We start from the raw sequence: 20,238 nt of genomic DNA, 5'->3' as shown, positions 1-20,238 counted from the left end.
TTCTGATGTCCCCGCCCGAGAAATGGAACAGCGACATGCCTTCGTTCGCCCTGCCCCGCCCCCGTACGGCCGTGAGAACCGTGACCGGTGTCCTCCTGCCGGCCCTCGCCCTGACCGCCTGCTCCGTCGACGACTCCACTGTGGGATCTGCCAGCACGGGCGCCGCCAAAGCGTCGGCGAGCGCCTCGCCTGTGTCCGTGGCCCTGCACCCTCTCGACACCTCACTGCAGGCCAAGCTGCCGGCTGCGTACCGGGAGAAGGGACACCTGGATCTCGGGGTCAGCGAGTACTCCCCGTACAACACGTTCGACTCCGACGGCAGGGTCACCGGGCTCGTCCCGGATCTGGCGGCCCAGTTCTCCTCCATGCTCGGCGTGAAGATCACCGTGGAGAAGACGACGTTCGACGCGGTGGTCCCCTCCCTGAAGTCAGGACGGCTGGACCTCAGCGCGCCGGCCGGCGACTTCGTCGAACGGCAGCAGCAGGTCGACTTCGCCGACTTCGCCAAGAGCAACGTCACCGTCATGGTGAACACGGCGACTTCGTTCAAGCCCCGCGCCGGCCTGGACCTGTGCGGCCGGAAGGTGGCCGTCGAGAAGGGCGCCGGAACGCAGAACGTGGTCGCCGCACAGTCTGACAAGTGCCGGAAGGCAGGAAAGAAGGACGTCGACGAGCAGGTCTTCGCGGATCTGAGCAGCGCGGCCCTGGCATTGCAGAGCAAGCGGGTCGACGCCGTCGCCGCCCCCACCGCCTCCAACACGGCCGCGAGCGCCCAGTCCAGCGGCCGCTTCGCCACCGTCAAGATCGCCGACATGCAGTCTCTGCCGGCGGCGACGGCGATCTACGGCTTCGAGGCCAAGAAGGGATCGGGCCTTGCCGCCGTCCTCGCCCAGGCGCTGCGCGCCCTGCACGACGACGGCACCTACGACAAGCTCTTCGCCAAATGGTCGCTGACCCTGTCCACCATCGATGCCTCGAAGATCACCGTCAACGGCTCCGACCAGCACCAGAGCAAGTAAGCGACCGAGAGCCTCACATGGCACAGACCACTGAGCACCAGCCCGTCGCCGGGGCCGGGGGACCGGCCGAGCCGATTGTCCCGGGACCGCAGGCCGGACCCGGCCGCGAACCGGTATGGCGCCGCACCCTCGCCGTCCCGATGCGCGACGGCATCCTCCTCGCCGCCGACCTCTTCACCACCGACCCTGACCCCGGACCGCGCCCAGTCATCCTGGAACGCACCCCGTACGGTCGGCGCGAGAAACGCGGCTCCGACCAGAGCCGACACGGGCAGCCCCTGCCGACCCCGGAGGAGATCTCGGCCTTCTTCGTACGGGCCGGCTACCACGTAGTGCGGCAGGACGCCCGCGGCCGGGGCGACTCGCAGGGGACCTTCGTCAAATACCTGGGCGAGGGCCCGGACGGCGCCGACACGGTGGAATGGATCGCCACCCAGCCCTGGTGCGACGGTCGGGTGGCGATGACGGGCGTGTCCTACTCGGCGCACGTGCAGTCCGCCGCCGCAGCCGAAGCACCACCCCATCTTGCGGCGATGTTCATGGACTCCGGTGGCTTCGCCAGCGCTTACGAGGCCGGCATGCGTATGGGCGGCGCGTTCGAACTCAAGCAGGTCACCTGGGCCTTCCGACACGGCGAAGAGAGCCCAGAGGCATCACGCGACCCGCTGGTCCGCAAAGCCTTCGCGGAGACCGACCTGCGGGACTGGTTCAGCGTCCTGCCCTGGCGCCCCGGCGTCTCCCCCCTGCGCCACGTCACCGCCTACGAGCGCTATCTGCTGGAGCAGTGGAACCACGACGCCTTCGGCGCCTACTGGAAACAACCCGCCATCTACGGCCGCGGCAGCTACGAGCGCTTCCCCGACGTGCCGACCCTGCACATGGCTAGCTGGTATGACCCCTATGTGCGCTCAACGATCGAGAACTTCCGCACCCTCGACCGGCTGAAGACCGCCCCCACCTACCTGGTGATGGGCCCGTGGACGCACGGAGCACGGTGCGTCACCCACGCGGGCGACGTGGACTTCGGCCCCGAGGCCACCCTCAGCGGCAACCTCGACGCCTCGTATCTGCACTTCCGCCGCCGCTGGTTCAACGCCGCGCTCGGGGCAGGCGAGATGGGCGACACGATCCCCAAAGTGCAGTACTTCCTCATGGGCGGTGGAGACGGACGACGGGACACCGCCGGCCGTATGCAGCACGGAGGCCACTGGGAGACCGACACCCGGTGGCCACCCACGGCGGCACAGGAAACGCCCTTCTACTGCACTGTCGACGGCACGCTCTCCCGGCGCCGCCCGCGAGCGCCCGCGGCCCACGTCGCGTACGACTTCGACCCCCACGACCCGGTGCCCACCCTCGGCGGCCAGATCACCTCGGGCGAGCCCGTGATGAGCGGCGGCGCCTTCGACCAGGTGCCCGACGCGCGCTTCTACGGGGCACGCAAGCCGTACCTGCCACTCAACACCAGACCGGACGTGATCTCCTTGGTGACCGAGCCACTGACCAGACCGCTGCGGGTCACCGGTCCAGTTACCGCACAGCTGTACGTCTCCTCCACCGCACCAGACACCGACTTCACGGTCAAGCTCATCGACGTCCACCCGCCGAACGAGGACTATCCGCACGGCTTCGCCATGAACCTCACCGAGGGGATCTTCCGCTGCCGCTTCCACCGATCCTTCGAACACCCCGAGCCGCTGAAGCCGGACAAAGTATACCAAATCAAGATCACCGCCCCCGACACGGCGAACGTCTTCCACACCGGACACCGACTGCGCGTGGACATCTCCTCCAGCAACTTCCCGCGCTTCGACGTCAATTCCAACACCGGCCAACCCGAGGCCGCCACCCGGCGCAAGGTGGTCGCCACCAACCGCGTCCATATGGACGCCGAGCATCCCTCAGCCATTCTGCTGTGGCTCAGTCCGCACAACACGCCCGGCACCGGCACAGCCGACGTGAACACTGCTCCACAACAGCGCCAGGCGGGACGATCCCACGCTCCGAAACGTCCGCCTGCGGCCAGGTCAGCGCATGACGGTCGCCAGCACGTCCCGCCCGAGCCGGAGCAAAGTATTGGTATCCAAGCGGTGGTACACGAACCTGCCGCCGCGCACGGACTCCACCAGACCAGCGTCCCGCAGCACCCGCAAGCTGCGGGACACCTGAGATTCGGCCATGCCGAGCCGCTCCGCCAGTTCGGAGGTGGTAATAGGCTCGCCGAGGAGGTGCCGGCACAGCTCCATACGCCCTGGTGAGGCCAGTGCGCTCAGCCTCTCACTGAGGTGCCGCAGCGAGATCTGCTCGGACGGGCGCCCCTCCAGCACAGCGAAATGCAAGATCACCGGGTAGCCGGGATCGTCCTTGATCGTCAGGTGGGGCCAGCCGTACACGGACGGGATCACGAGCAGTTGCCGTTGCCCGACGGCGATGTCGGCCGTCATCAGTTTGTCGTAGCGCACGCGGCTGCCCGCCGCTGAGAGGTGAGCGGTGGGACTCAGCCCGGCCAACGCTACACCTGGCCGACCACTACTCAGCTGCATCCGCAGGCGTACCGCGGCAGCCTCCGTACGGGGCCGGGCGCTCGCCCAGAGGTCGGCGAAGAAGCTGTCGTGGCACCCCGTGAGAAAGGTCAGCAGCCGCTCGCGCAGCCGATCGGGCGAGGTCACCAGGGTCTGTGCGAGGGCACCGCGGCTGAAGGAGCGCCGTTCACAGTGGGCGACAAAGGTCTGTGCCGCCTCCGTGTCCTCGACCAGGTCCAGGTCGGTGAGCTCGGACCGATGGAAGCCGAGCACGCCGGTGGCGCACAAATCGACGAACCGATCGATCGGCAAGCGCGCCAGTTGATCGAGTTCCTGGCCGAAGTCCTGCACTGCGGGCAGCTGCAATGGAAAGAGCAGGCGGCAACGCAACCGGGCCCACAGGGGCGACAACTCGCGGAGCTCGTTGCGCAGGACCTGGTCAAGTCCTGCAGCCAACTCTTCCATGAGCGCCTGGGCCTCGGGGTGGTGATCGGGCTCGGCCAGGATGTGCAGAACAGCCATCAGTTCCGAGAGCGATGACAGCCCAACGTGCACGTCCTCGATCCGTGCGTCATGGAGGTTGAGCGTGACCGCCATGTCCTGACCTTCCTTCCGGCGGTGGGTACGCCGCCGCGGTTGCGTCCTTGGAAGTGGTATACGGGTTCGACCTGACCCAGGGGTTTGCGCCGGCTTCCGGCTGATGTCCGCATAGACGAACGACCACCGGCTGATCTTCGAGATGTCGAGTCACAAAGGAGATCAGCACGATGACCGCACCGGACAGTCTGCCCCCGCATGCCCCTGGCGGAAGAGAACCTTGCCTCGGCGAGTCCCGATCTGCTGCACGCCATGAACAAGACATTCGCCGACGCGCTCATGTCGGCTTCGTCGTCCACCGCAGCGCCAACTCCGGATCACTGCGCTGGTCGGGTTCCACCATCGCCAGCAGCGCAGCAAAGCCGCGGATCCTTCTCACGTAGCCGCTTGCGACCCCCACCCGCGCCCCGGACACGACCAGACATCAGCCCCGAGTCCAGTTCCGCCGCCCCACGAGAGACGGTGTCCTGCAACACCCCCGCCGCGCGGGCAACAACACGGATCCCGCCACGTCCCAGTGCCCTGGCATCCGCCCCGAGCACCAGACGCCGCCGACGCTCGTCCAGATGCGGCAGCGACCTGGCGAACCTCTCCACCAGACACGGCAGTTGTAGTTCCGGCGTCTGTGCTGGTCGGCGGCTTGTGGGGTCGGGTGCGGGCACAGGTACGGCCACCTTGATCATGAACGTTTGTGACGACGTTTCAGGGCCAGGTGGCCGTGGAGGCCACGACAGCCCAGGCTGCGTGGGGCCGGGCGTTCCGGGCGGCGATGGATGCTATCGCGGGCTGCTTCGCGCGGCGTGAGGCGCGTACGACGGCAGCGGAGATGATCACAGGGCTGCTGACGGAGGTGGACACGCGGAACTGCTGGACGCCGGCTGAGGCCCTGGGGCATCCAGGCCCGTACCGGCTGCAGCTCCCGCTGTCACGGGCGAGGTTCGACCATGACCGGGCCCGGGAGGATCGCCCGCCCGGTCGTGCGTGAATTTGCCGGTCAGGACGTGGTTCTGGTCGCGGACGAGACCGGGGACGCGAAGTCCTCGACCGACTGCGTCGGCGCCGGCCGCCAGTACTCCGGTGCGATCAAAGGCGTCGGACTGTGCCAGATCGCCCGTGCACCTGGCCGCGGTCACCGAGTCGGTGCGTGTGGTGATCGACCGGGCCCTGCGCCGTGCCCGCGACACCCGGCTGTGCAACGTCCCCGGGTGGATGCCCAGACCCTCAGCCACTTCCGGAATCGGCTGCCCGGTCTCCGTCACGATCCGTACCGCTCCCTCGCGGAACTCGGCGTCGTAGATGCGCCTCCTGGATGCCATGACCCCAAGGCCTTGTCAAGTTGCTGGTGGGGTGGGTGAGTTGAGGCATGCTGGTGGTGCTGGCTGTGTCCGGCCCAGGCGGTCGCTGTCGGGGGGCGGTGCCGGTGATCGTGCGCCAGACGGTGTGCTGTTGGGCCATCTCAGCTCGGTAGGCGGGGGGGCGGACATCAGGTGGCGACGGGGGCGGAAGGGCGGTGAGATCCGGGAGAAGGAGGCGAGGAATCTCTGGGCCGTGCCGGTGCTGCGGAAGCCCTTCATGCCCCGCTCGCGCTCTCGTGTGGGGATATGAGAGTTCTCTGCCCGGTTGTTCAGATACGTCGAGCTGCGGTGCTCCACCGAGGGCATGACCTGGCGGTGGGCGGCGTTTCAGGAGCGGAGCTTGTCCGTCACGATCACTCGCGGTACGGTCCCGGCGCCCTTGAGGAGCTTGCGGGAAAAGCGTTTGCCGGCCTTGGTGTCGCGCTTGTCGGTCACCAGGATGTCCAGGACGTGGCCGTCCTGGTCGACGGCACGCCATAGGTAGCGCATCCGCCCGCTGACCTTGAAGAACACCTCGTCCAGATGCCACCGGCCCCCGGGCTTCGCCCGGCGGCGGCGCAGCCGCACGGCGTAGTCGGGCCCGAACCGCCCGCACCACAGACGGACCGCCCCGTAGGACACCTGGATACCACGTTCAAACAGCAGCTCCTCCACAGCGCGGAAGGACAGTGGGAACCGGTGGTACAGCCAGACCGCATGCGCGATCAACTCCGGCGGAAACCGGAACCCCCGGTACGACGCTGCGGCAGTGTCCACCACCATGCCCTTCCCACGACGACCCCCACCAAGATCATCACACCCCGCCCCTCAACTTGATAACGCCGCCAGCATCGCTCCGTACTTGTTGGCCTCGTGCCGCTCGCGCCGGTCCCACTCAACACCGCCGGCCGGGCCTTGGCGGCGGGCCGCGGGCGGCTGTGGTGGGCACAGCCTGGCCGTCTCGGCCACGCGCAGCTGGTGTGCACGGTCCCTGGCGTGGCGAGCAGTTCCTGGTCCTCGCCGGATGCGGCCGGGCGAAGCAGGCCGCGGCCTGCAGGATCTCGTTGGCTCGCTTCAGTTCGGCGTTCTCCTTCTTCGACGCCTTGATCTGGGCGGACTCCTCCGTCGTCGTCCCCGGACGCTTCCCCGCGTCGATCTCGTGCTGCTTCACCCAGTTCCGCAGCGTCTCCCGCGAGCCGATGCCGAGCTTGTCGGCCACCGCCTGCCAGGCGGCCGTCTCGTCCGGGTAGTCGTCGCGGACCTCGGCGACCATGCGCACCGCACGACGGCGCAGCTCAAGCGGGTCACGGGAGGGTGGTGCCATTGACTCGATCCTTTCATAAAATCGAGTCTCCATTCGAATCGGGGCGGTTCACCGAAGGTGCGCTGGATCGCTGACCTGCCAGACTGCAGGGATGAAAATATCCAGGGAGACCCTTGATCCGCGGCCAGCCAACAGACGTTGTACCAAGGCGAGCTTGCTGATGCAGGACTTTTCTGCAGATATATCACTGGAGGAGAGTGAAATGCCTAGCGCTTTTCATGGAACTTTGAAAATTACGGTCGAAGATCGCTATCTTTGGGAGCGATGGATGGGAGAGCGACTTGGAATGGAAGTGGAATTTGACAGGGGGTGGTTCGCGCAGCAGGGCGAGAATTTGCGTATGGAATGGAAAGATTACGGCCCCCCAGAGGTTGAGCGGCCCCGGCAACCCCCGCAAGAGTTTCAGCGGCCGTGGACTGGCGAATGGGCGCTGAATCAATTGAAGAATGGGCCGGCATGGGCACGGGACTGGTTGGTGCGGACGCGGGCACAAACGCCGACGCAGGGGCGACAGTTGAGTAATGCGGCGACGGATGCGCGGCGGCCGACGGAGTACACCGGGTTCCAGCCGACGCCAGGCACTGCCTACACATCGCGACCACCCGCCGGTGCCCCGACGGCAGGCCAGGGCAGCGTCCCCTACTCCGCCGGGAAGCAGTCGGCAGGCTACGCGCTGTACGCGAATATGCCAGCAACTCCGGGTCACCTTGGGCACACTGCCGGGTTCCAGCCGGCACCGAGCACTGCCTACACATCGCGACCACCCGCCGGTGCCCCGACGGCAGGCCAGGGCAGCGTCCCCCACTCCGACAGGAAGCAGTCGGCAGGCTACGCGCTGTACGCGAATATGCCAGCAACTCCAGGTCACCTTGGGCACACTGCCGGGTTCCAGCCGGCACCGAGCACTGCCTACACATCGCGACCACCCGCCGGTGCCCCGACGGCAGGCCAGGGCAGCGTCCCCCACTCCGACAGGAAGCAGTCGGCAGGCTACGCGCTGTACGCGAATATGCCAGCAACTCCAGGTCACCTTGGGCACACTGCCGGGTTCCAGCCGACGCCAGGCACTGCCTACACATCGCGACCACCCGCCGGTGCCCCGACGGCAGGCCAGGGCAGCGTCCCCTACTCCGACAGGAACACACAGCACCCCGCAGCGGGCAGAGGCTTCAGGCATTGAGCCCTTTCAAGGTGGCCACCTGATCGAGTGACGGGCACCGTGGCCACAACGCACAAGGCTCCCGCGACCGTTGGGGGAGGTGTTCGAAATCTCAACCCATCCGCGCAGGAGCCTTGTCGGTGCACATCTTGCCGCACCCGACCTGTCCCAGGCGCTCATCGAGTGGGACACCATGCTCATCGTCTCCCGCGAGGGTTACCTCACGTACGGAGCGGACGGGATGCGTCATCGCGGGTACTCTCTCTCCGCCGCTGCAGGGACGCAGGGGTAGAGGCCGGCGTCCCGCCAGAACTGACAACGCATCAGCGGTGCGACTTCGCGCAGCAGGCAGCGCGGGCCGACCCGGGTTTGCCGAAGAGAATGGGCAGCGCGGGCCGCTGCCGCGCGTCGTCCTGGGGACACGCAGGATCAGTCGACGGTGAAGTCGCGCAACTGGCGGGCGATGCGGGCGATGCCGATGGTTGCGGTGGCGGCGTCATGTACGAGCGCGACGGCCGCCTTGGGCGGGTAGTCGAGCTGGTGGCCGTTGAGGATCAAGTAGGCCTCGGTGGCGTGCCAGGCGAAGGCCTCGTTGGAGTGTTCCAGACACGGCAGTTTCACCAGGGTCTGCAGCAGCGCGGCGGCCTTGAGGTACACCGATCCGTAGATGTCGCGCTCCATGGCACGGGCGTTGACCCGGGCGACGGCGGCGTAGAGCGGTCCGTAGTCGTCGACCTGGGGATCGCCGTCGAGGAGTTCAGCGGCGTGCAGGAGGAAGGTGACGTCGAGCGGGTGAGGTCCGGGCTGGGTCACGCGGCGTGTCCCCGCTCCTGGTGTTCGAGCTCCTGGAGGGCCTTCTGCTCGGCCGCCCGCTCCTCAGGGCCGGGATCGGCGCTGCTGGGCTCGGCTGCGAAGGCCGCGCCGCTGCGGGCCATCGACTGCTCGAACCCGTCCAGGAACCGTTGTTCGACGGCCGTTGCCCGTGCGTAGGCCGCCGAGAGGATGTACTCCTGCATGCTGACCCCTTCGTGCTTCGCGGCAGCCGCGATGGCGGCCCGCTGCTCAGGGTCGGGAAAGCGCAGGTTCATGGCTTTGGCTTCCGACATGGTATCGACGGTACCAGCGGTACCGCTTTCAGGCGAGAGCACGAGAACGCAAAAGGGAATTTACCTGGCAAAGCAAAAAGAGCTGACAACGTGGCGAGCGTGATCGTCACGGCAGTCGGGAGCGTGTCCGAACGTTCGTGTGGGTCCGTCATGTGACAGGACGGCCGAGGCCCGGGCTTGGACTCCCGGCCGGCCGGGACGGCACAGACATGGCGTAGAGCGGGATGCCGGCAGACGGCCCCGCGGGTGCCCGGGCTGACGGGGCTCGCCTCGCTGCCGGTGGCGTCGGCGTAGGGGCACCGAGCGGGTCTTCTTCATCAGTGTCCGGAAGAAGCGCCTGGCCGCGGCCTTGTCACGTCGGTTCTGCATCAGGATGTCGAGGACGTTCCCCTCGGCGTCGACCGCACGCCACAGGTAGCGTGTCGGCCTTGGACCTTCACGAAGACCCCGCCCAGGTGCCACCTGTCCCCTGGGCGGGGGCGGCGCCGACGCAGCGCGGCGGTGTACTGGGGGCCGAACCGGCGCGTCCACTGGCCGACCGTCTCGTAGGTGACCTCGATGCCGCTCTCGAGCACCAGCTCCTCGACATCACGCAGGCTCAGGCTGAATCGGTGGTAAGCCACACACAGTGGGAGATGATCTCCGGCGGGAAGCGAAAACCCTTGTACGGCGCCGCCGCCCCGGCCCCCACAGCCGACCCCCTCCCACATGATCAACAAACTCGGCGATCACCCCTCTCTGAGCGACCCCGCTCAACCTGACAGCACCAGCCAGACGGCCATGCTGCAGGGGACGGCTCGGCCAGGCTCAGCATGGGCTCCAGACTGTCCCACAAGGGGTCCTGGTCGTCCTCCGAGACCACACTGAGCCGGCAGGCATCGATCTGCACCGTGTTCAGTCGCCACCCGCCGAAACCGGTGCGCTCCACGTTGTACTCGGCCGCGCCCAGCACACCGAGCAGACTCGCCCAGGCCTTCGCCTCCGTCCCGTAGAGGTCCTCATTTGGTGCGGCGATCATCCGCTCGTGCGTGGCGAGTTCCTCCACCAGCTCGGATGCGAGCGGCGGTCGGCCACACTTCACTCTGCTCCGCCACCGCATCCTCCTCGGATGGCGTCGCCTTCCGTCACCACCGAAAGGATGCTGTTGGTGATCTTCGCTTGGTCAACTACCGGGCGGGCATGTGGTGTTCTGGCAGAGCCGTTGGAAGGGGGTGAGCGGCCGTGGGGGCCTGGGTGGTGTGGTGCCGGGTGGGAAGCATTCGCCGAGGCGGACGATGTTGGTACCGGCGGCGGTGAGGACGTGCCGGATGTGTGTCTTCGCCAGTCCGTGGTAGCGGCAGTGGCGAAGGCCGTGGGCGTGGACGGTTTCGGAGACGGTGGCCTCATAACCTGCACGCATTGCACAGCGGGCCTGCCAGTGCGGCGTCTCCTGTTCTACGCGGGCTCGGTTTTGGACCCCTTGTAGCGGGCGGGGCATCAGGATGAGGTGGCGGCCCTTGCCGTCGACGTTGCCCGTGCACGACAGCCGGTCGGTGCAAGCCCGGCAGGCGGCTCGGGGGAAGAGCACCCAGTGGCCCGGCTGGCCGTCCAGCCGGGTCTCCTTCCAGGGCGGGCTGGTTACGCCGCGCGGGCAGGTAGCAGTGTGATGCTCCCAGTCGATGCGGAAATCTTGCTTGTCGAAGCCGGGACGGCGACGGGAGGGCGTGATCGGCCGGAGAGGGCCGAGCAGGGTGACGCCGTAGCCGGTGGCGGCCCGCAGGATGGCAAGCACGCGGGTTGCTCACCCGCGCCATCCGCACCGTCAACCGGGGGAATCACCCGCCCGGAACTCGACCCCATGGACATCGCAGTCACCCCTCCGACCGCTCGAACCACCTCGCGCCTTTCCCAGCGCAGCACGACGCTCCGGCCAACGCGATCCTCCACGACCGGACTTCACCAGAACGAATGAAGATCGCCAACAGCATCCCGAAAGTGAGACAGGGCCGAAGACCGTACAGACCCGGCAGGCGCACCGACGCTCGCCGCCATCGAGGAGCACTCACCTCTGGAAGTTCCAGCTCAGCGGACATGCCAGCGTATGGGGAGTTGTTTGAGGCCGTTGACGAAGTTGGAGGTGAGCCTGACGGGGTCGCCCGCGAGCCGGAGGCCGGGCAGGCGGGTCACGGTGTGTTTCAGCATCGAGCGCATCTGCGCGCGGGCCAGGTGGGCGCCGATGCAGGCGTGGGGGCCGAAGCCGAAACTGACGTGGTCGTTGGGCGATCGGGTGATGTCGAAGCGGTCGGGATCGGCGAAGACCTCTTCGTCGCGGTTGGCGCTGACGTGGTAGACGACGACCTTGTCCCCGGCTCGGATCGGTATGCCTCCCAGTTCGACGTCGCGGGTGGCGGTCCGGCGGAAGTTGATCACTGCGGGCCAGTAGCGGAGCATCTCCTCGACGGCCGGGGCGAGCAGATCGGGCTTGTCCTGCAGGAGCCGGAACTGATCGGGATGGTCCAGCAGGCTCAGCAGTCCGCCGGGCAGGGCGTTGCGCAGGGTCTCATTGCCCGCCACCGCGAGGAGGAAGAACATGTTCTCGAACTCTTCGGTGGTCAGGCCGCCGTCGCGCATGTCGGCCATCATGCTGCCAGGACGTGGATTCTCGCCGAGCGTGTGGGCGTAGGCGAACATGTCGGCGAGTGCTTCGCGGGAGCGGGGGTGAAAGGGGCGGCCGTCCGGGCGGAGGAGAGGGCCGGGGCGCAGCGCCACCGCGGCCTGCCCAGCAGGGCTGAGGCCGGTGACTTCGCTGGCCTGGGGGCCGCTGAGCTCGTTGTCCTGGTAGCCGATCACCCGGTTCGCCCAGTCGAGGAGCAGGGGGGTGTCGCTCTCCGGCATTCCCATCAGATGGGCCAGTGCCCACAGAGGAAGGCTTGCGGCGAGGGCGACGAAATCTGCTTCGCCCTGGTCGGCGACGGAGTCGATCAGCACGGCGGCCCGTGCCTCGATCACCGCTTCCAGTTCACGGACGGCACGCGGGGTGAAGGCCGCGGCGACGATGCGGCGTAGTCGGCCGTGCTGCGGCGGGTCCTGGTTGAGCATCATGTCCTGGATGAACGCCAGGTCGGCCGGGGTGTCGGGGTCCCGGATCTGGGTCGCGCCGACATGGGACGAGAAGAGTTCCGGAGTGCGCAGCACGTACTTGACATCGGTATGGCGGAAGACGGCCCAGTAGCCGCTGCCCGCGGCCCACGCGCCGACCGGCGGTTCACCGATCCAGCAGACAGGTGCTGTCCGGCGGAGCGTCGCCAGCAGCTCGTAGGGGACGCCATCGGCGTATGTGGCCGGCCAGAAGACGTCTGTGGGGTCGACAAGCATGTCCGTGCCAGTGGACAGCGAGGCAGCTGCGTCCGAGGAGTCGGTAGGAAGTTCCGGATTTACCTGCTGCACGAGTCATCAGCCTTCCTTTTTGCGGTTATGGATTGGATTTTTCTGCGAAATATCCAATCGAGGAACGTCAAGAATGGGACGCCCTGCCGGATGCATGTACGGGCTCTGACCTGCAAAGAGAGTGGATTGCAGGAGAAATGACGCCGCGACGTGAGGTGTCGGTATTGAAATCGCCTTACATCTGTATGCCGATTTCGAGAGTTCCATTTCGCTTAGTCGATCGACTCTTTTTGATCAGGATGAGGGGATGAGTGGGCACGCGGGCTCCTACGGGACGATTGTGGTGGTGGACTTGCCCAGGCCGGAGCGGTCCGCGGAGGGGGAGGGGCGGCCTCCGGCGGGCCGGGCCTGGGCATGAGCGGTCCAGCCATCGCGGTCGTGACCAGCGCCATGACGACCAGCACGGTGTACATCCTGTCGTCCAGTACGCCCATGGACCTGCCTGTGTTGAGGACCACCAGTTCGGTCAGACCGCGGGTGTTCATCAAGAGGCCCACCGTGCGCGCGTCCGCCCAGGACATCCCTCCGAGGCGCGCGGCGCCACCAGCGCCGAGGACTTTCCCCGCGCAGGCGGTCGCGCACACCGCCGCCAACTCCAGCGCACCCTGTCCGCCCAGCTTGGTGACATCCACGGAAAGGCCGGTGGTGATGAAGAAGACCGGCAGTGGCAGGGCCGCCACGTGCTCCATCGGCATCCTGATGTCGGCCTGCGTCTGCTCGGCTTCGTCACGTGGCATCGCGAGGCCGAAGGCGAAGGCGCCGAAGATGGCGTCCAGGCCTATCTGGTCGGCCGCGAATCCGCAGAGCAGTACACCGGCGGCGACGACGAGGACTTGCGTGGACCGGTCGCCCCGTCGGCCCGCCCACCCGACCAGTAGCCTCAGCAGCGGCCGGACGACGAAGGCCAGCACGGCGGCGAGCGCGGTTGCACCGCAGACGATCCGGAGCAGTCGCCCCGGCCCGGCCGACGCGGCGACGATCGAGACGACGGCGAGCAGGAACCAGGCGAGGACGTCCGAGACCGCGGCGGACGCCAGCGCCACCGCGCCCGCGTCGGCGGAACCCAGCCCCCGCTCGTCGATGATCCGGGCGAGGACGGGGAACGCCGTGACGGCCATGGCCGTGCCGACGAACAGGGCAAATGTGGTCCGTCCGACGGGGTGGCCGTCCGCGAAGTCGTGGTCGTGGTGCAACCCCAGCGCCAGTGCGGCCCCGCTCAGCAGCGGCACGGCGACGGAGGAGAGGGACACGCCCAGCACCGTGCCGCGCCCGCTCCTGAAGTGGGAGGCCCTCATCAGCCAGCCCACGAGGAACATGAACAGCAAGATTCCGACCTGCGTCACTGCCTGGAGGCGCGGTCGGACCTCGGGCGGGAACAAGCGGTCGGGCAGGTGACCGGGGAGCAGGCCGAGAAGGCTGGGCCCGAGCGCGATCCCCGCTGCAATCTCGGCGATGACACGCAGCTGGCGGAGCCTGAGAAACAAGGGGGTCAACAGCACGCCGGCTAAGAGGACAAGAGCGATGTCCGCCATGGCGACGCCGAGCAACTCGGTGGGGTTCCGGGTCATCTGAGACCTCTTGGCTCGTGGTACCGGAGAGGGCGGGATGTGGGATCGTGGTGAAGCGGAGCGGGACTTGGTTGTGCACTCCGCGCACAGACCCTGTCCTCGGGCGCCCGCTGGCGGTGCCGCCCAAGGACGCATCAACGAGGAGCGGTCCGGCCCTGGGGAGCGACCGCGCCAGGGCCGGACCGCTTCACGCGCCGCCCGCGGTCACCATCCCCGCCCGGATCAGTCGGCGCAGCATATGCCGCTGGATGAACGACAGCCGCTCGTTCAACTGCCGCAACGTGAGGCCCTGTCCCAGCAGGCGCACGAGTTCGTGCGCGCCCTCCCGGGCAAGCCCGCGGACCTCGTCGCCGGGCTCCGCGCCCTCGAAGGAGAACCGGAACGCGGGCACCGGCCCGGCCACCGGCGAGGGAATCGCGTCAGAGTGTTCGATCGGGTCGGACCAGTAGGTCGCGATCGCGTCGCGCGTCTTTTCGTCGATGTCCTGGTCGAAGGGCGCTGCCGGGAGGAAGCCCTTGAACCCGGGGACGTCCAGGCCCACGCTCTCGCGCACCACGACGCCGGGCGCCAGGACTGGCACGGCCTCGGATTCCATGTCCGTCGTGCCGGTCCGCTCGGCCGCCCGGCTGAGCGGACCCTCTCCGCTCAGCGGCGCCGGGGCCATGCCCTCCACCGGCTTCTCGTCCACGATCGCCTGGAGGACGTGCGCGGTGACCGCGGTGTTGATCAGGACATCGAAGGTGCGCTCCTGGATGTCCAGGTCCGGTTGGCTGCCCCGCTGGTGCCAGTAGATGCTGTCCTCCTTGCCCTTGCCGAGCGCGTGGTACCACTGGTCGATAGAGAGGGCGAACGTCTCGGCCATGCTGTGCCAGCCGTCGTCGTAGTCGCGCCACAGGTCGCGCGTCGCTTGCTCGTCTAGCTGGCCGGACAACGTGTCGGTGAGCACGGTGGCGGCGTTGACGGCCATGTTGGTGGCGAATCCGGCGCCGGAGGAGAAAAGCGGGTCGACGAAGTAGGCGGCGTCTCCGACCAGCATCCACCGTTGGTCAAGGTCGGCGAACTGCCCATTGATCATGGAGTAGTTGGTCGCGGTGAGCATCTTGTCCGCGATCGGTTCGGCGTCGGTGATGAGGTCCTTGAGGTAAGGAATGGACTTGACCGCCCTGACAAACGTGGCCTGGTCGGTGAAGTCGAAGCCATCCTGTTTGAGGATCTCCGGGCTGGTGACGATGCCGATGGAATGCGTCAGCCTGCGCTCGCCGTTTATGATCTTGGGCACAGGAATGTACCAGCACCATCCGTCGCGGAAGGCGAAGCAGCCGATGGGTGAGAGGTTGTCCTCACGGAAGACGTTCCAGTCACCCGGCAGGTGTTGGGTGAACTTTCCTCCCAGAAAGTGCTGCCAGATGGCGATGTTGCGGTAGCCGGAGAGCCAATCGCGTTTCTCCTTGGCCGCGATGCTGTTGCGTCGCCCCGACGCGTCGACGAAGTAGCGTGACGCGACGGTGGTTCCATCCTTGAGGGTGACGGTACAGCCCTCGGCATCGGAGTCGAACGCGCTGACGGGGGCGCCTTCAAACACCTCGACCCCGCTGTCCGCCGCGTGCTGGAGCAGCAGGTGGTCGAACTCGGCGCGGTTGACATGCATCGAGTACCGGTGGACGTTGTCCCTGAGGTAGTTGGCCTGGTCGAAGAGGGCGACCATCGGGGTACCTCCCCAGTTGAACACCCCGCCGCCGTACTTCTTGACCCAGCAGTCGCTGGCGAGCACCTTCTCCAACGCGCCGCTCTGCTCGAGTGCCGGGACCATGGTGTGGGCGAAGGACTCGCCGATGTGCTCGCGGGGGAAGCGCTCCTTGTCGAAGATGGCCACCCGCAGTCCGTGCTGCCGCACGAGAAGTGCGCCGAGCGTCGATCCCGCCGGGCCTCCTCCCATGATCACCACGTCGTAGACGGCCCCCACGGTCCTGCTCATGCTGATCAGCCTCCATCATGAAGAATTGGATGTGCTCGGTGCCGCGGTCGCCCGCGTGAGTTCCGTCGGCTACGGCCGGGCAGCGGTACGCCGCAACGGCTGCGGTGCGGCGGTTCGCCAAGGCGGGACTGTCCGAGCCTTGTCGTTCGGCTCAGACCGAAACGGGCAGTGACGCCAACCCGTGGAAGCCGGAGTACGAGTGCCAGACCGGTTTCCGGTCGGGGCACACCTCCAGGTCAGGTATCCGGGTCAGCAGGGTGCGCAGCGCGACCGCGGTCTGCACCCGGACCATCCCGGCCCCGACACACCGGTGGACGCCCGTCCCCATGGCGAGATGCCGACCGTGCCGTTGTATGTCGAGGACGTCCGGGTCAGGAAACTGCTTCGGGTCGCGGTTGGCCGACCCCGGGAACGGCAGCACCGCCTCGCCCTTCTCGATCCGGTGCCCCCGATAGGTGAAGGACTCCGCGGCCAAACGCCCGATGTACTGCACGGGCGGGTCGTACCGGAGGAACTCCTCCACTGCCGAGGGCCACAGACGGGGGTTATCCGCCAGCAGACGACGCTGGTCCGGGAAGCTGTGCAGAGCGAGGATTGCGTTACCGATGAGATGCCGTGACGGTTCCAGCCCCGCGAACATCAGCAGGACGCACTGCGCGCAGGCCTCCGCCTCGGTGAAGCCGAAGCCCGAGACGGTCCGGGCCAACAGGCCTGCCAGCAGGCTGCGCTCGGGCAGCCGGGCCATGTCAGTGGCCAGGTTCTTGAGATAGGCCATGAATGCCTGCGCGCTCGCCCATCCGCGGCGCAGGTCGTCCGGGGTGAGCGTGCTGGCCCCGAAGAGGTACGCCAGGTCGTCCGCCCAGTGGTCCAGGAACTTGTGGTCGCTCTCGGGCGCGCCCATCAGCCGGGTGAGCACCATAGCTGGCAGCGGCCGGGCGAAGTCGGCTACGAGGTCGACCTGTGAGCGGTCGCCCCAGCCGTCGATGAGCCGGTCGGCCGCGTGCCGCACTACCTCACTGACGAGATCCGGCGTGAGCACCCGGAAGACCTGATCCAGGACACCACGGCGCAGCAGGTGGTCCTCTCCTTCGAAGAAAGCGGTCCAGGTGCGCAAGAAGCGGTGGAATTCGGTGAATTCAGCGCGCTCGTCCTCGCCTAGCGCCAGTAGGGGGAGCCCGGCCCGGTTGTTGGTCAGTCGCGGATCACACAGGAGCCTGGCCGAGTCCTCATGGGAGAACAGGACCCAGGAACCGCCGTACATGAAGGACCGATGAATGGGTTCGTTCTCTCGTATCTCCCGGTAGACAGGATACGGGTCCACGAAAAGGTCGGGATTGCTGAAGCTGAACAGGGCGGGCTCTAATCGCAAAATTTCTCCTGAACTGATCGAAAACACAGCCGTCGGACAGGGGAAATCAGGGAGACCTTGCCGCTCGCCACGAGCGCGGAGATCGTCTGCGCACAACGCTGTGCCGACAGCTCCGCCGGACACTCGGCCCAACGCAGAGTGGGCGCCAGCGGTCGTTTGACGGTAGAACCAGGCGGTCTTCCTCGGCCGTTCACCGACGCTGGTGTCCTGCGGCGTGATCTTGAGGAGCCACTGCGTTGATCCAGGCCAGATCTTTTCTTGTCAGTTGGATTTCCGTGGAAATGGCATTGGCAAGGTAGGAGTGACGCCTGGTGTCGGGAACGGGCACCGCGGTGTGGTGGTACAGCCAACCAGGACCACGGCGCCAACGTGAGGCCCTCCAGGGTGACAATGCGGAAAAGAGCTTACATGCGTAGTTCTTTCATGACGTCGGAATGTCGATGGATGGGCGGCGGGGGCATATTTCAAATAAATTAGTCGAAATCTGGTTCCCGTCGCCATGCTTGAGAGTCTCGAGTTCTTGCTTGATCGTCCCGAGCTCATGACGGCTGACTCAATTAACCGCGTTGTCGGTGACCGATTAGCCCCTCAGTCGTAGATCGGGGTGCTCGCTGTAGTTCGTCGATCCCCTGTGGCGGGTAACTGCCTTTTATGAAGGCGGAGTTACTGGACATCCCGCCGGTCGTCACGGACCGGGAGTGCGCCGAGGGCGTCGCCGACCGGCTTGAGGACCTGTTGCTTGAGGTCAACGGGATCTTCCCGCGCGTGGATTTGTGGGGCCGGGCCGCCGCGTGTATGCGTGGCCTGCTGGCCCCGCTGTCGCGCAAGAACGGCTGGCAGATCTCCGAGTACATCGGCGAACCCTCCCCCTGGGGACAGCAGCACCTGCTGGACCGCGCGGTGTGGGATGCGGATCGGCTACGGGACTTCACCCGCCGCTACGTGGAGGCGGGGCTTAAGGCGCCGTTTCCTTTGGCGGTAGTGTCACGGTGTGGCGGCGGGGTTGTGGCACTCGGGGTCGGGTGACTGGTACGGGCCCGCGACCCGGATCGTGCAGCGGATACGGGGTTACCGGCCGAATCGACGAGGGCAGATCAAACTGGTGCGCTGGCTGCGTGTCGGACTTCTGAGAGGGTTGTCCTGTGCTGCCGTCTGCACTGGCTTGGTTTTGGCGAGGGATTCATTGATCGGCGGCGTATGGCACCGCGCCCTGGTGTGTGCCGTAGTGCTGGCCTGGGCGTCGTTCTTCTGGCGGTGCTCGCTGATCAGAGTGGTGCTCCGACCAGGCGAGATCATCCGCTATTACCTGTGGCGACACGTGGTGGTACCTTGCTCGGCCGTGAAGGAGTTGCGCCACAACTCGTGGCGGGGCGGTCTTGTCCTGGAGACCCATGCCGGGGAGAAGATCGACTTTCTGTGGTTCTACAAGTCCGTGTGGGACATGCTCTATGACTTCTCCAGCGTCTGCGCTGATGCGATGCAGGCTCATACGCGGGCCGCACCAGAGCTCGGGCCAGCACAGAGTCCGGCTTGTCTTCAGCGGCGTTTCACCTGGTCAGTTGGGGCTGATTTGCTGGCTGCTGGTGCTGTGGCGTGTCTCGGTCTTGCCCTGTTCGCAGCGGTTCGTGGCTGACCATCCTGGCGTTGTGCCAGGCGACGGTGGGCAATGAGGGCTGCGGCAATGGCGACGAAGGCGAGGAAGTGTTCGGCTTTGCGTTCGTAGCGGCGGTGCAAGCGGCGGCACCCGGCCAGCCAGGACAGGGTCCGCTCGACAACCCAACGGTGCTGGCCGAGGCGCTGTGAAGACTCGATGCCCTTGCGGGCGATGCGGTGGCGGATGCCCCTCTTGCGCAGCCATCGCCGCAGGTGGTCGTAGTCGTATCCCTTGTCCGCATGGAGCTTGGCCGGAGGCCGGCGGCGTGGGCCGTGGCGGGAGCGGATGGGTGGGATCCCGCGCACCAGTGGTTTCAGGCCGAGGCTGTCGTGGGTGTTAGCGCCGGAGATACCCAGTGACAGGGGCAGACCATTCCGGTCCGTGATCAGGTGGATTTTCGATCCCGGCTTGCCACGGTCGGTCGGGTTCGGTCCGGTCAGTTGCGCCCTTTTGCCGCCCGGACGCTGACGGAGTCGATCGCGCGCCGCGACCAGTCCAGCTCACCTCTGACACCGAGTTCGTCGAGGATGACGCGGTGGAGCCTGGCCCACACCCGGTCCCGGCTCCACTGCGCAAAACGCCGGTAGACCGTCGGCCACGCCGGGCCGAAAACTGGGGGCAGTTGCCGCCACGTACACCCTGAGGTGGCTACGAAGATGATCGCCGCCAGGCATTCACGGTCACCGGCCCGCCGTCGTCCGCCGCCCTGCGGACGTATGACCTGCGTCGGCGGGACCACCCGCCGGAACAGCGTCCATAACTCGTCCGGCACCAGCCGCTCAACCAGATCCGTCATGCACGGCTCAACGAACGGTCACGCCATAAGAAACGACGTCTTAAAGAGCGTTTTGTCCTGGCGAGGTTGTTTGGTGGCGCTTCGCGGGACGAGTGAGTCTGCGGCTACTGAGGCGAGAGTGGTCAATGCGGGCTGTGCGACAGGAGACTCCATACTTCTGCCCGTTTGAGTGGAGTCGCTCCTGTCTGATCCCAAAGCGCCCCCGGTTGACGCTGTTTGCGCCCTGGGGATGCGCCTTGCCCGACGGTACTACCGATACATGACGCGACACCGCTCGTACCCCAGCGACCTCACCGATGCCCGCTGGCAGTTGATCGGTCCCACCCTCACTCGCCTGGCGGGTCGAGCGCAGAGGCAAGGGCCTGGACATCGGCCGTCCGCCCGAGCAC

14 protein-coding genes and 7 pseudogenes are annotated in these 20,238 nt (G+C 66.9%); 6 read left to right on the top strand and 15 right to left on the bottom strand.

Annotation, left to right across the window (positions count from 1 at the left end):
• Nucleotides 1-35: 35 nt before the first annotated feature.
• On the top strand, nt 36-1,019 hold the full coding sequence (locus AAW14_RS36175; RefSeq protein WP_265568686.1) for a transporter substrate-binding domain-containing protein: 984 nt from the start codon (nt 36-38) through the stop codon (nt 1,017-1,019).
• Nucleotides 944-2,923: pseudogene (locus AAW14_RS36170) on the top strand (CocE/NonD family hydrolase); the annotation flags it as partial. The gene AAW14_RS36175 and the pseudogene AAW14_RS36170, both read left to right, overlap by 76 nt.
• A 123-nt stretch (nt 2,924-3,046) precedes the next feature.
• On the opposite strand, the gene AAW14_RS36165 reads toward AAW14_RS36170, so the two are convergent.
• Together AAW14_RS36165 and AAW14_RS36160 are read right to left on the bottom strand one after the other, a co-directional pair.
• The gene (locus AAW14_RS36165) at nt 3,047-4,138 is read right to left on the bottom strand and encodes an ArsR/SmtB family transcription factor (RefSeq protein WP_265568685.1); all 1,092 of its coding nucleotides are present in this window, start codon (nt 4,136-4,138) and stop codon (nt 3,047-3,049) included.
• A 280-nt stretch (nt 4,139-4,418) separates the two neighbouring features.
• Nucleotides 4,419-4,746: pseudogene (locus AAW14_RS36160) on the bottom strand (ISAzo13 family transposase); the annotation flags it as partial.
• 83 nt (nt 4,747-4,829) lie between these two features.
• Here AAW14_RS36160 and AAW14_RS36155 point away from each other — a divergent pair.
• A complete protein-coding gene (locus tag AAW14_RS36155; protein ID WP_265568697.1) occupies nt 4,830-5,123 on the top strand; it encodes a hypothetical protein in 294 nt (97 codons plus the stop codon).
• Between the two features lie 244 nt (nt 5,124-5,367).
• Here the strand turns inward: AAW14_RS36155 and AAW14_RS39940 are convergent.
• The 12 genes and pseudogenes from AAW14_RS39940 to AAW14_RS36095 all read right to left on the bottom strand — a co-directional run.
• Nucleotides 5,368-5,454, bottom strand: a pseudogene (locus AAW14_RS39940) (transposase); the annotation flags it as partial.
• 159 nt (nt 5,455-5,613) lie between these two features.
• A pseudogene (locus AAW14_RS36145) lies at nt 5,614-6,255 on the bottom strand (IS6 family transposase); the annotation flags it as partial.
• Between the two features lie 112 nt (nt 6,256-6,367).
• Complete coding sequence (locus AAW14_RS36140) at nt 6,368-6,796, bottom strand: transposase (protein ID WP_265568684.1); 429 nt, start codon at nt 6,794-6,796, stop codon at nt 6,368-6,370.
• A gap of 1,588 nt (nt 6,797-8,384) precedes the next feature.
• The gene (locus tag AAW14_RS36135) at nt 8,385-8,768 is read right to left on the bottom strand and encodes a fic family toxin-antitoxin system, toxin component (protein WP_265568683.1); all 384 of its coding nucleotides are present in this window, start codon (nt 8,766-8,768) and stop codon (nt 8,385-8,387) included.
• Complete coding sequence (locus AAW14_RS36130) at nt 8,765-9,061, bottom strand: DUF1778 domain-containing protein (RefSeq protein ID WP_265568682.1); 297 nt, start codon at nt 9,059-9,061, stop codon at nt 8,765-8,767. The genes AAW14_RS36135 and AAW14_RS36130 overlap by 4 nt, the downstream gene beginning before the upstream one ends.
• Before the next feature lie 294 nt (nt 9,062-9,355).
• Nucleotides 9,356-9,752, bottom strand: a pseudogene (locus AAW14_RS36125) (IS6 family transposase); the annotation flags it as partial.
• 21 nt (nt 9,753-9,773) lie between these two features.
• On the bottom strand, nt 9,774-10,142 hold the full coding sequence (locus AAW14_RS36120; protein ID WP_265568681.1) for a hypothetical protein: 369 nt from the start codon (nt 10,140-10,142) through the stop codon (nt 9,774-9,776).
• Between the two features lie 81 nt (nt 10,143-10,223).
• Nucleotides 10,224-10,832, bottom strand: a complete 609-nt coding sequence (locus AAW14_RS36115; protein WP_265568680.1) for a transposase — start codon at nt 10,830-10,832, stop codon at nt 10,224-10,226.
• 290 nt (nt 10,833-11,122) lie between these two features.
• Nucleotides 11,123-12,415: a cytochrome P450 gene (locus AAW14_RS36110; protein WP_265568679.1), complete on the bottom strand. Its 1,293-nt coding sequence runs from the start codon at nt 12,413-12,415 to the stop codon at nt 11,123-11,125.
• Nucleotides 12,416-12,699: 284 nt separating this feature from the next.
• Nucleotides 12,700-14,055: a cation:proton antiporter gene (locus AAW14_RS36105; protein ID WP_265568678.1), complete on the bottom strand. Its 1,356-nt coding sequence runs from the start codon at nt 14,053-14,055 to the stop codon at nt 12,700-12,702.
• A 187-nt stretch (nt 14,056-14,242) separates the two neighbouring features.
• Entirely contained in the window at nt 14,243-16,030 is a 1,788-nt protein-coding gene (locus AAW14_RS36100; protein WP_265568677.1) for an NAD(P)/FAD-dependent oxidoreductase, read from the bottom strand.
• Between the two features lie 151 nt (nt 16,031-16,181).
• Nucleotides 16,182-17,399, bottom strand: a complete 1,218-nt coding sequence (locus AAW14_RS36095) for a cytochrome P450 (RefSeq protein ID WP_265568676.1) — start codon at nt 17,397-17,399, stop codon at nt 16,182-16,184.
• A gap of 651 nt (nt 17,400-18,050) precedes the next feature.
• Here AAW14_RS36095 and AAW14_RS39935 point away from each other — a divergent pair.
• Nucleotides 18,051-18,425 (top strand): hypothetical protein, encoded by a 375-nt coding sequence (locus AAW14_RS39935; RefSeq protein WP_416223429.1) that lies wholly within the window; start codon nt 18,051-18,053, stop codon nt 18,423-18,425.
• Nucleotides 18,391-19,032, top strand: a complete 642-nt coding sequence (locus AAW14_RS36085; protein ID WP_265568675.1) for a hypothetical protein — start codon at nt 18,391-18,393, stop codon at nt 19,030-19,032. The genes AAW14_RS39935 and AAW14_RS36085 overlap by 35 nt, the downstream gene beginning before the upstream one ends.
• A 23-nt stretch (nt 19,033-19,055) precedes the next feature.
• Here AAW14_RS36085 and AAW14_RS36080 read toward each other — a convergent pair.
• A pseudogene (locus tag AAW14_RS36080) lies at nt 19,056-19,849 on the bottom strand (IS5 family transposase); the annotation flags it as partial.
• A gap of 259 nt (nt 19,850-20,108) precedes the next feature.
• Here AAW14_RS36080 and AAW14_RS36075 point away from each other — a divergent pair.
• Nucleotides 20,109-20,238, top strand: a pseudogene (locus tag AAW14_RS36075) (IS5/IS1182 family transposase); the annotation flags it as partial.

The sequence above is a fragment of the Streptomyces hygroscopicus genome, from assembly GCF_026168105.1.
In the GTDB taxonomy this organism is placed as follows: domain Bacteria; phylum Actinomycetota; class Actinomycetes; order Streptomycetales; family Streptomycetaceae; genus Streptomyces; species Streptomyces hygroscopicus_D.
This window is presented reverse-complemented; position numbering and strand designations above follow the sequence as displayed.

Coding starts and splice junctions, on each gene's coding strand:
- AAW14_RS36175 (WP_265568686.1), top strand. CDS start 36: ATGCCTTCGTTCGCCCTGCCCCGCCCCCGTACGGCCGTGAGAACCGTG.
- AAW14_RS36165 (WP_265568685.1), bottom strand. CDS start 4,138: ATGGCGGTCACGCTCAACCTCCATGACGCACGGATCGAGGACGTGCAC.
- AAW14_RS39935 (WP_416223429.1), top strand. CDS start 18,051: ATGAAGGCGGAGTTACTGGACATCCCGCCGGTCGTCACGGACCGGGAG.
- AAW14_RS36130 (WP_265568682.1), bottom strand. CDS start 9,061: ATGTCGGAAGCCAAAGCCATGAACCTGCGCTTTCCCGACCCTGAGCAG.
- AAW14_RS36105 (WP_265568678.1), bottom strand. CDS start 14,055: ATGACCCGGAACCCCACCGAGTTGCTCGGCGTCGCCATGGCGGACATC.
- AAW14_RS36110 (WP_265568679.1), bottom strand. CDS start 12,415: ATGCTTGTCGACCCCACAGACGTCTTCTGGCCGGCCACATACGCCGAT.
- AAW14_RS36100 (WP_265568677.1), bottom strand. CDS start 16,030: ATGAGCAGGACCGTGGGGGCCGTCTACGACGTGGTGATCATGGGAGGA.
- AAW14_RS36140 (WP_265568684.1), bottom strand. CDS start 6,796: ATGGCACCACCCTCCCGTGACCCGCTTGAGCTGCGCCGTCGTGCGGTG.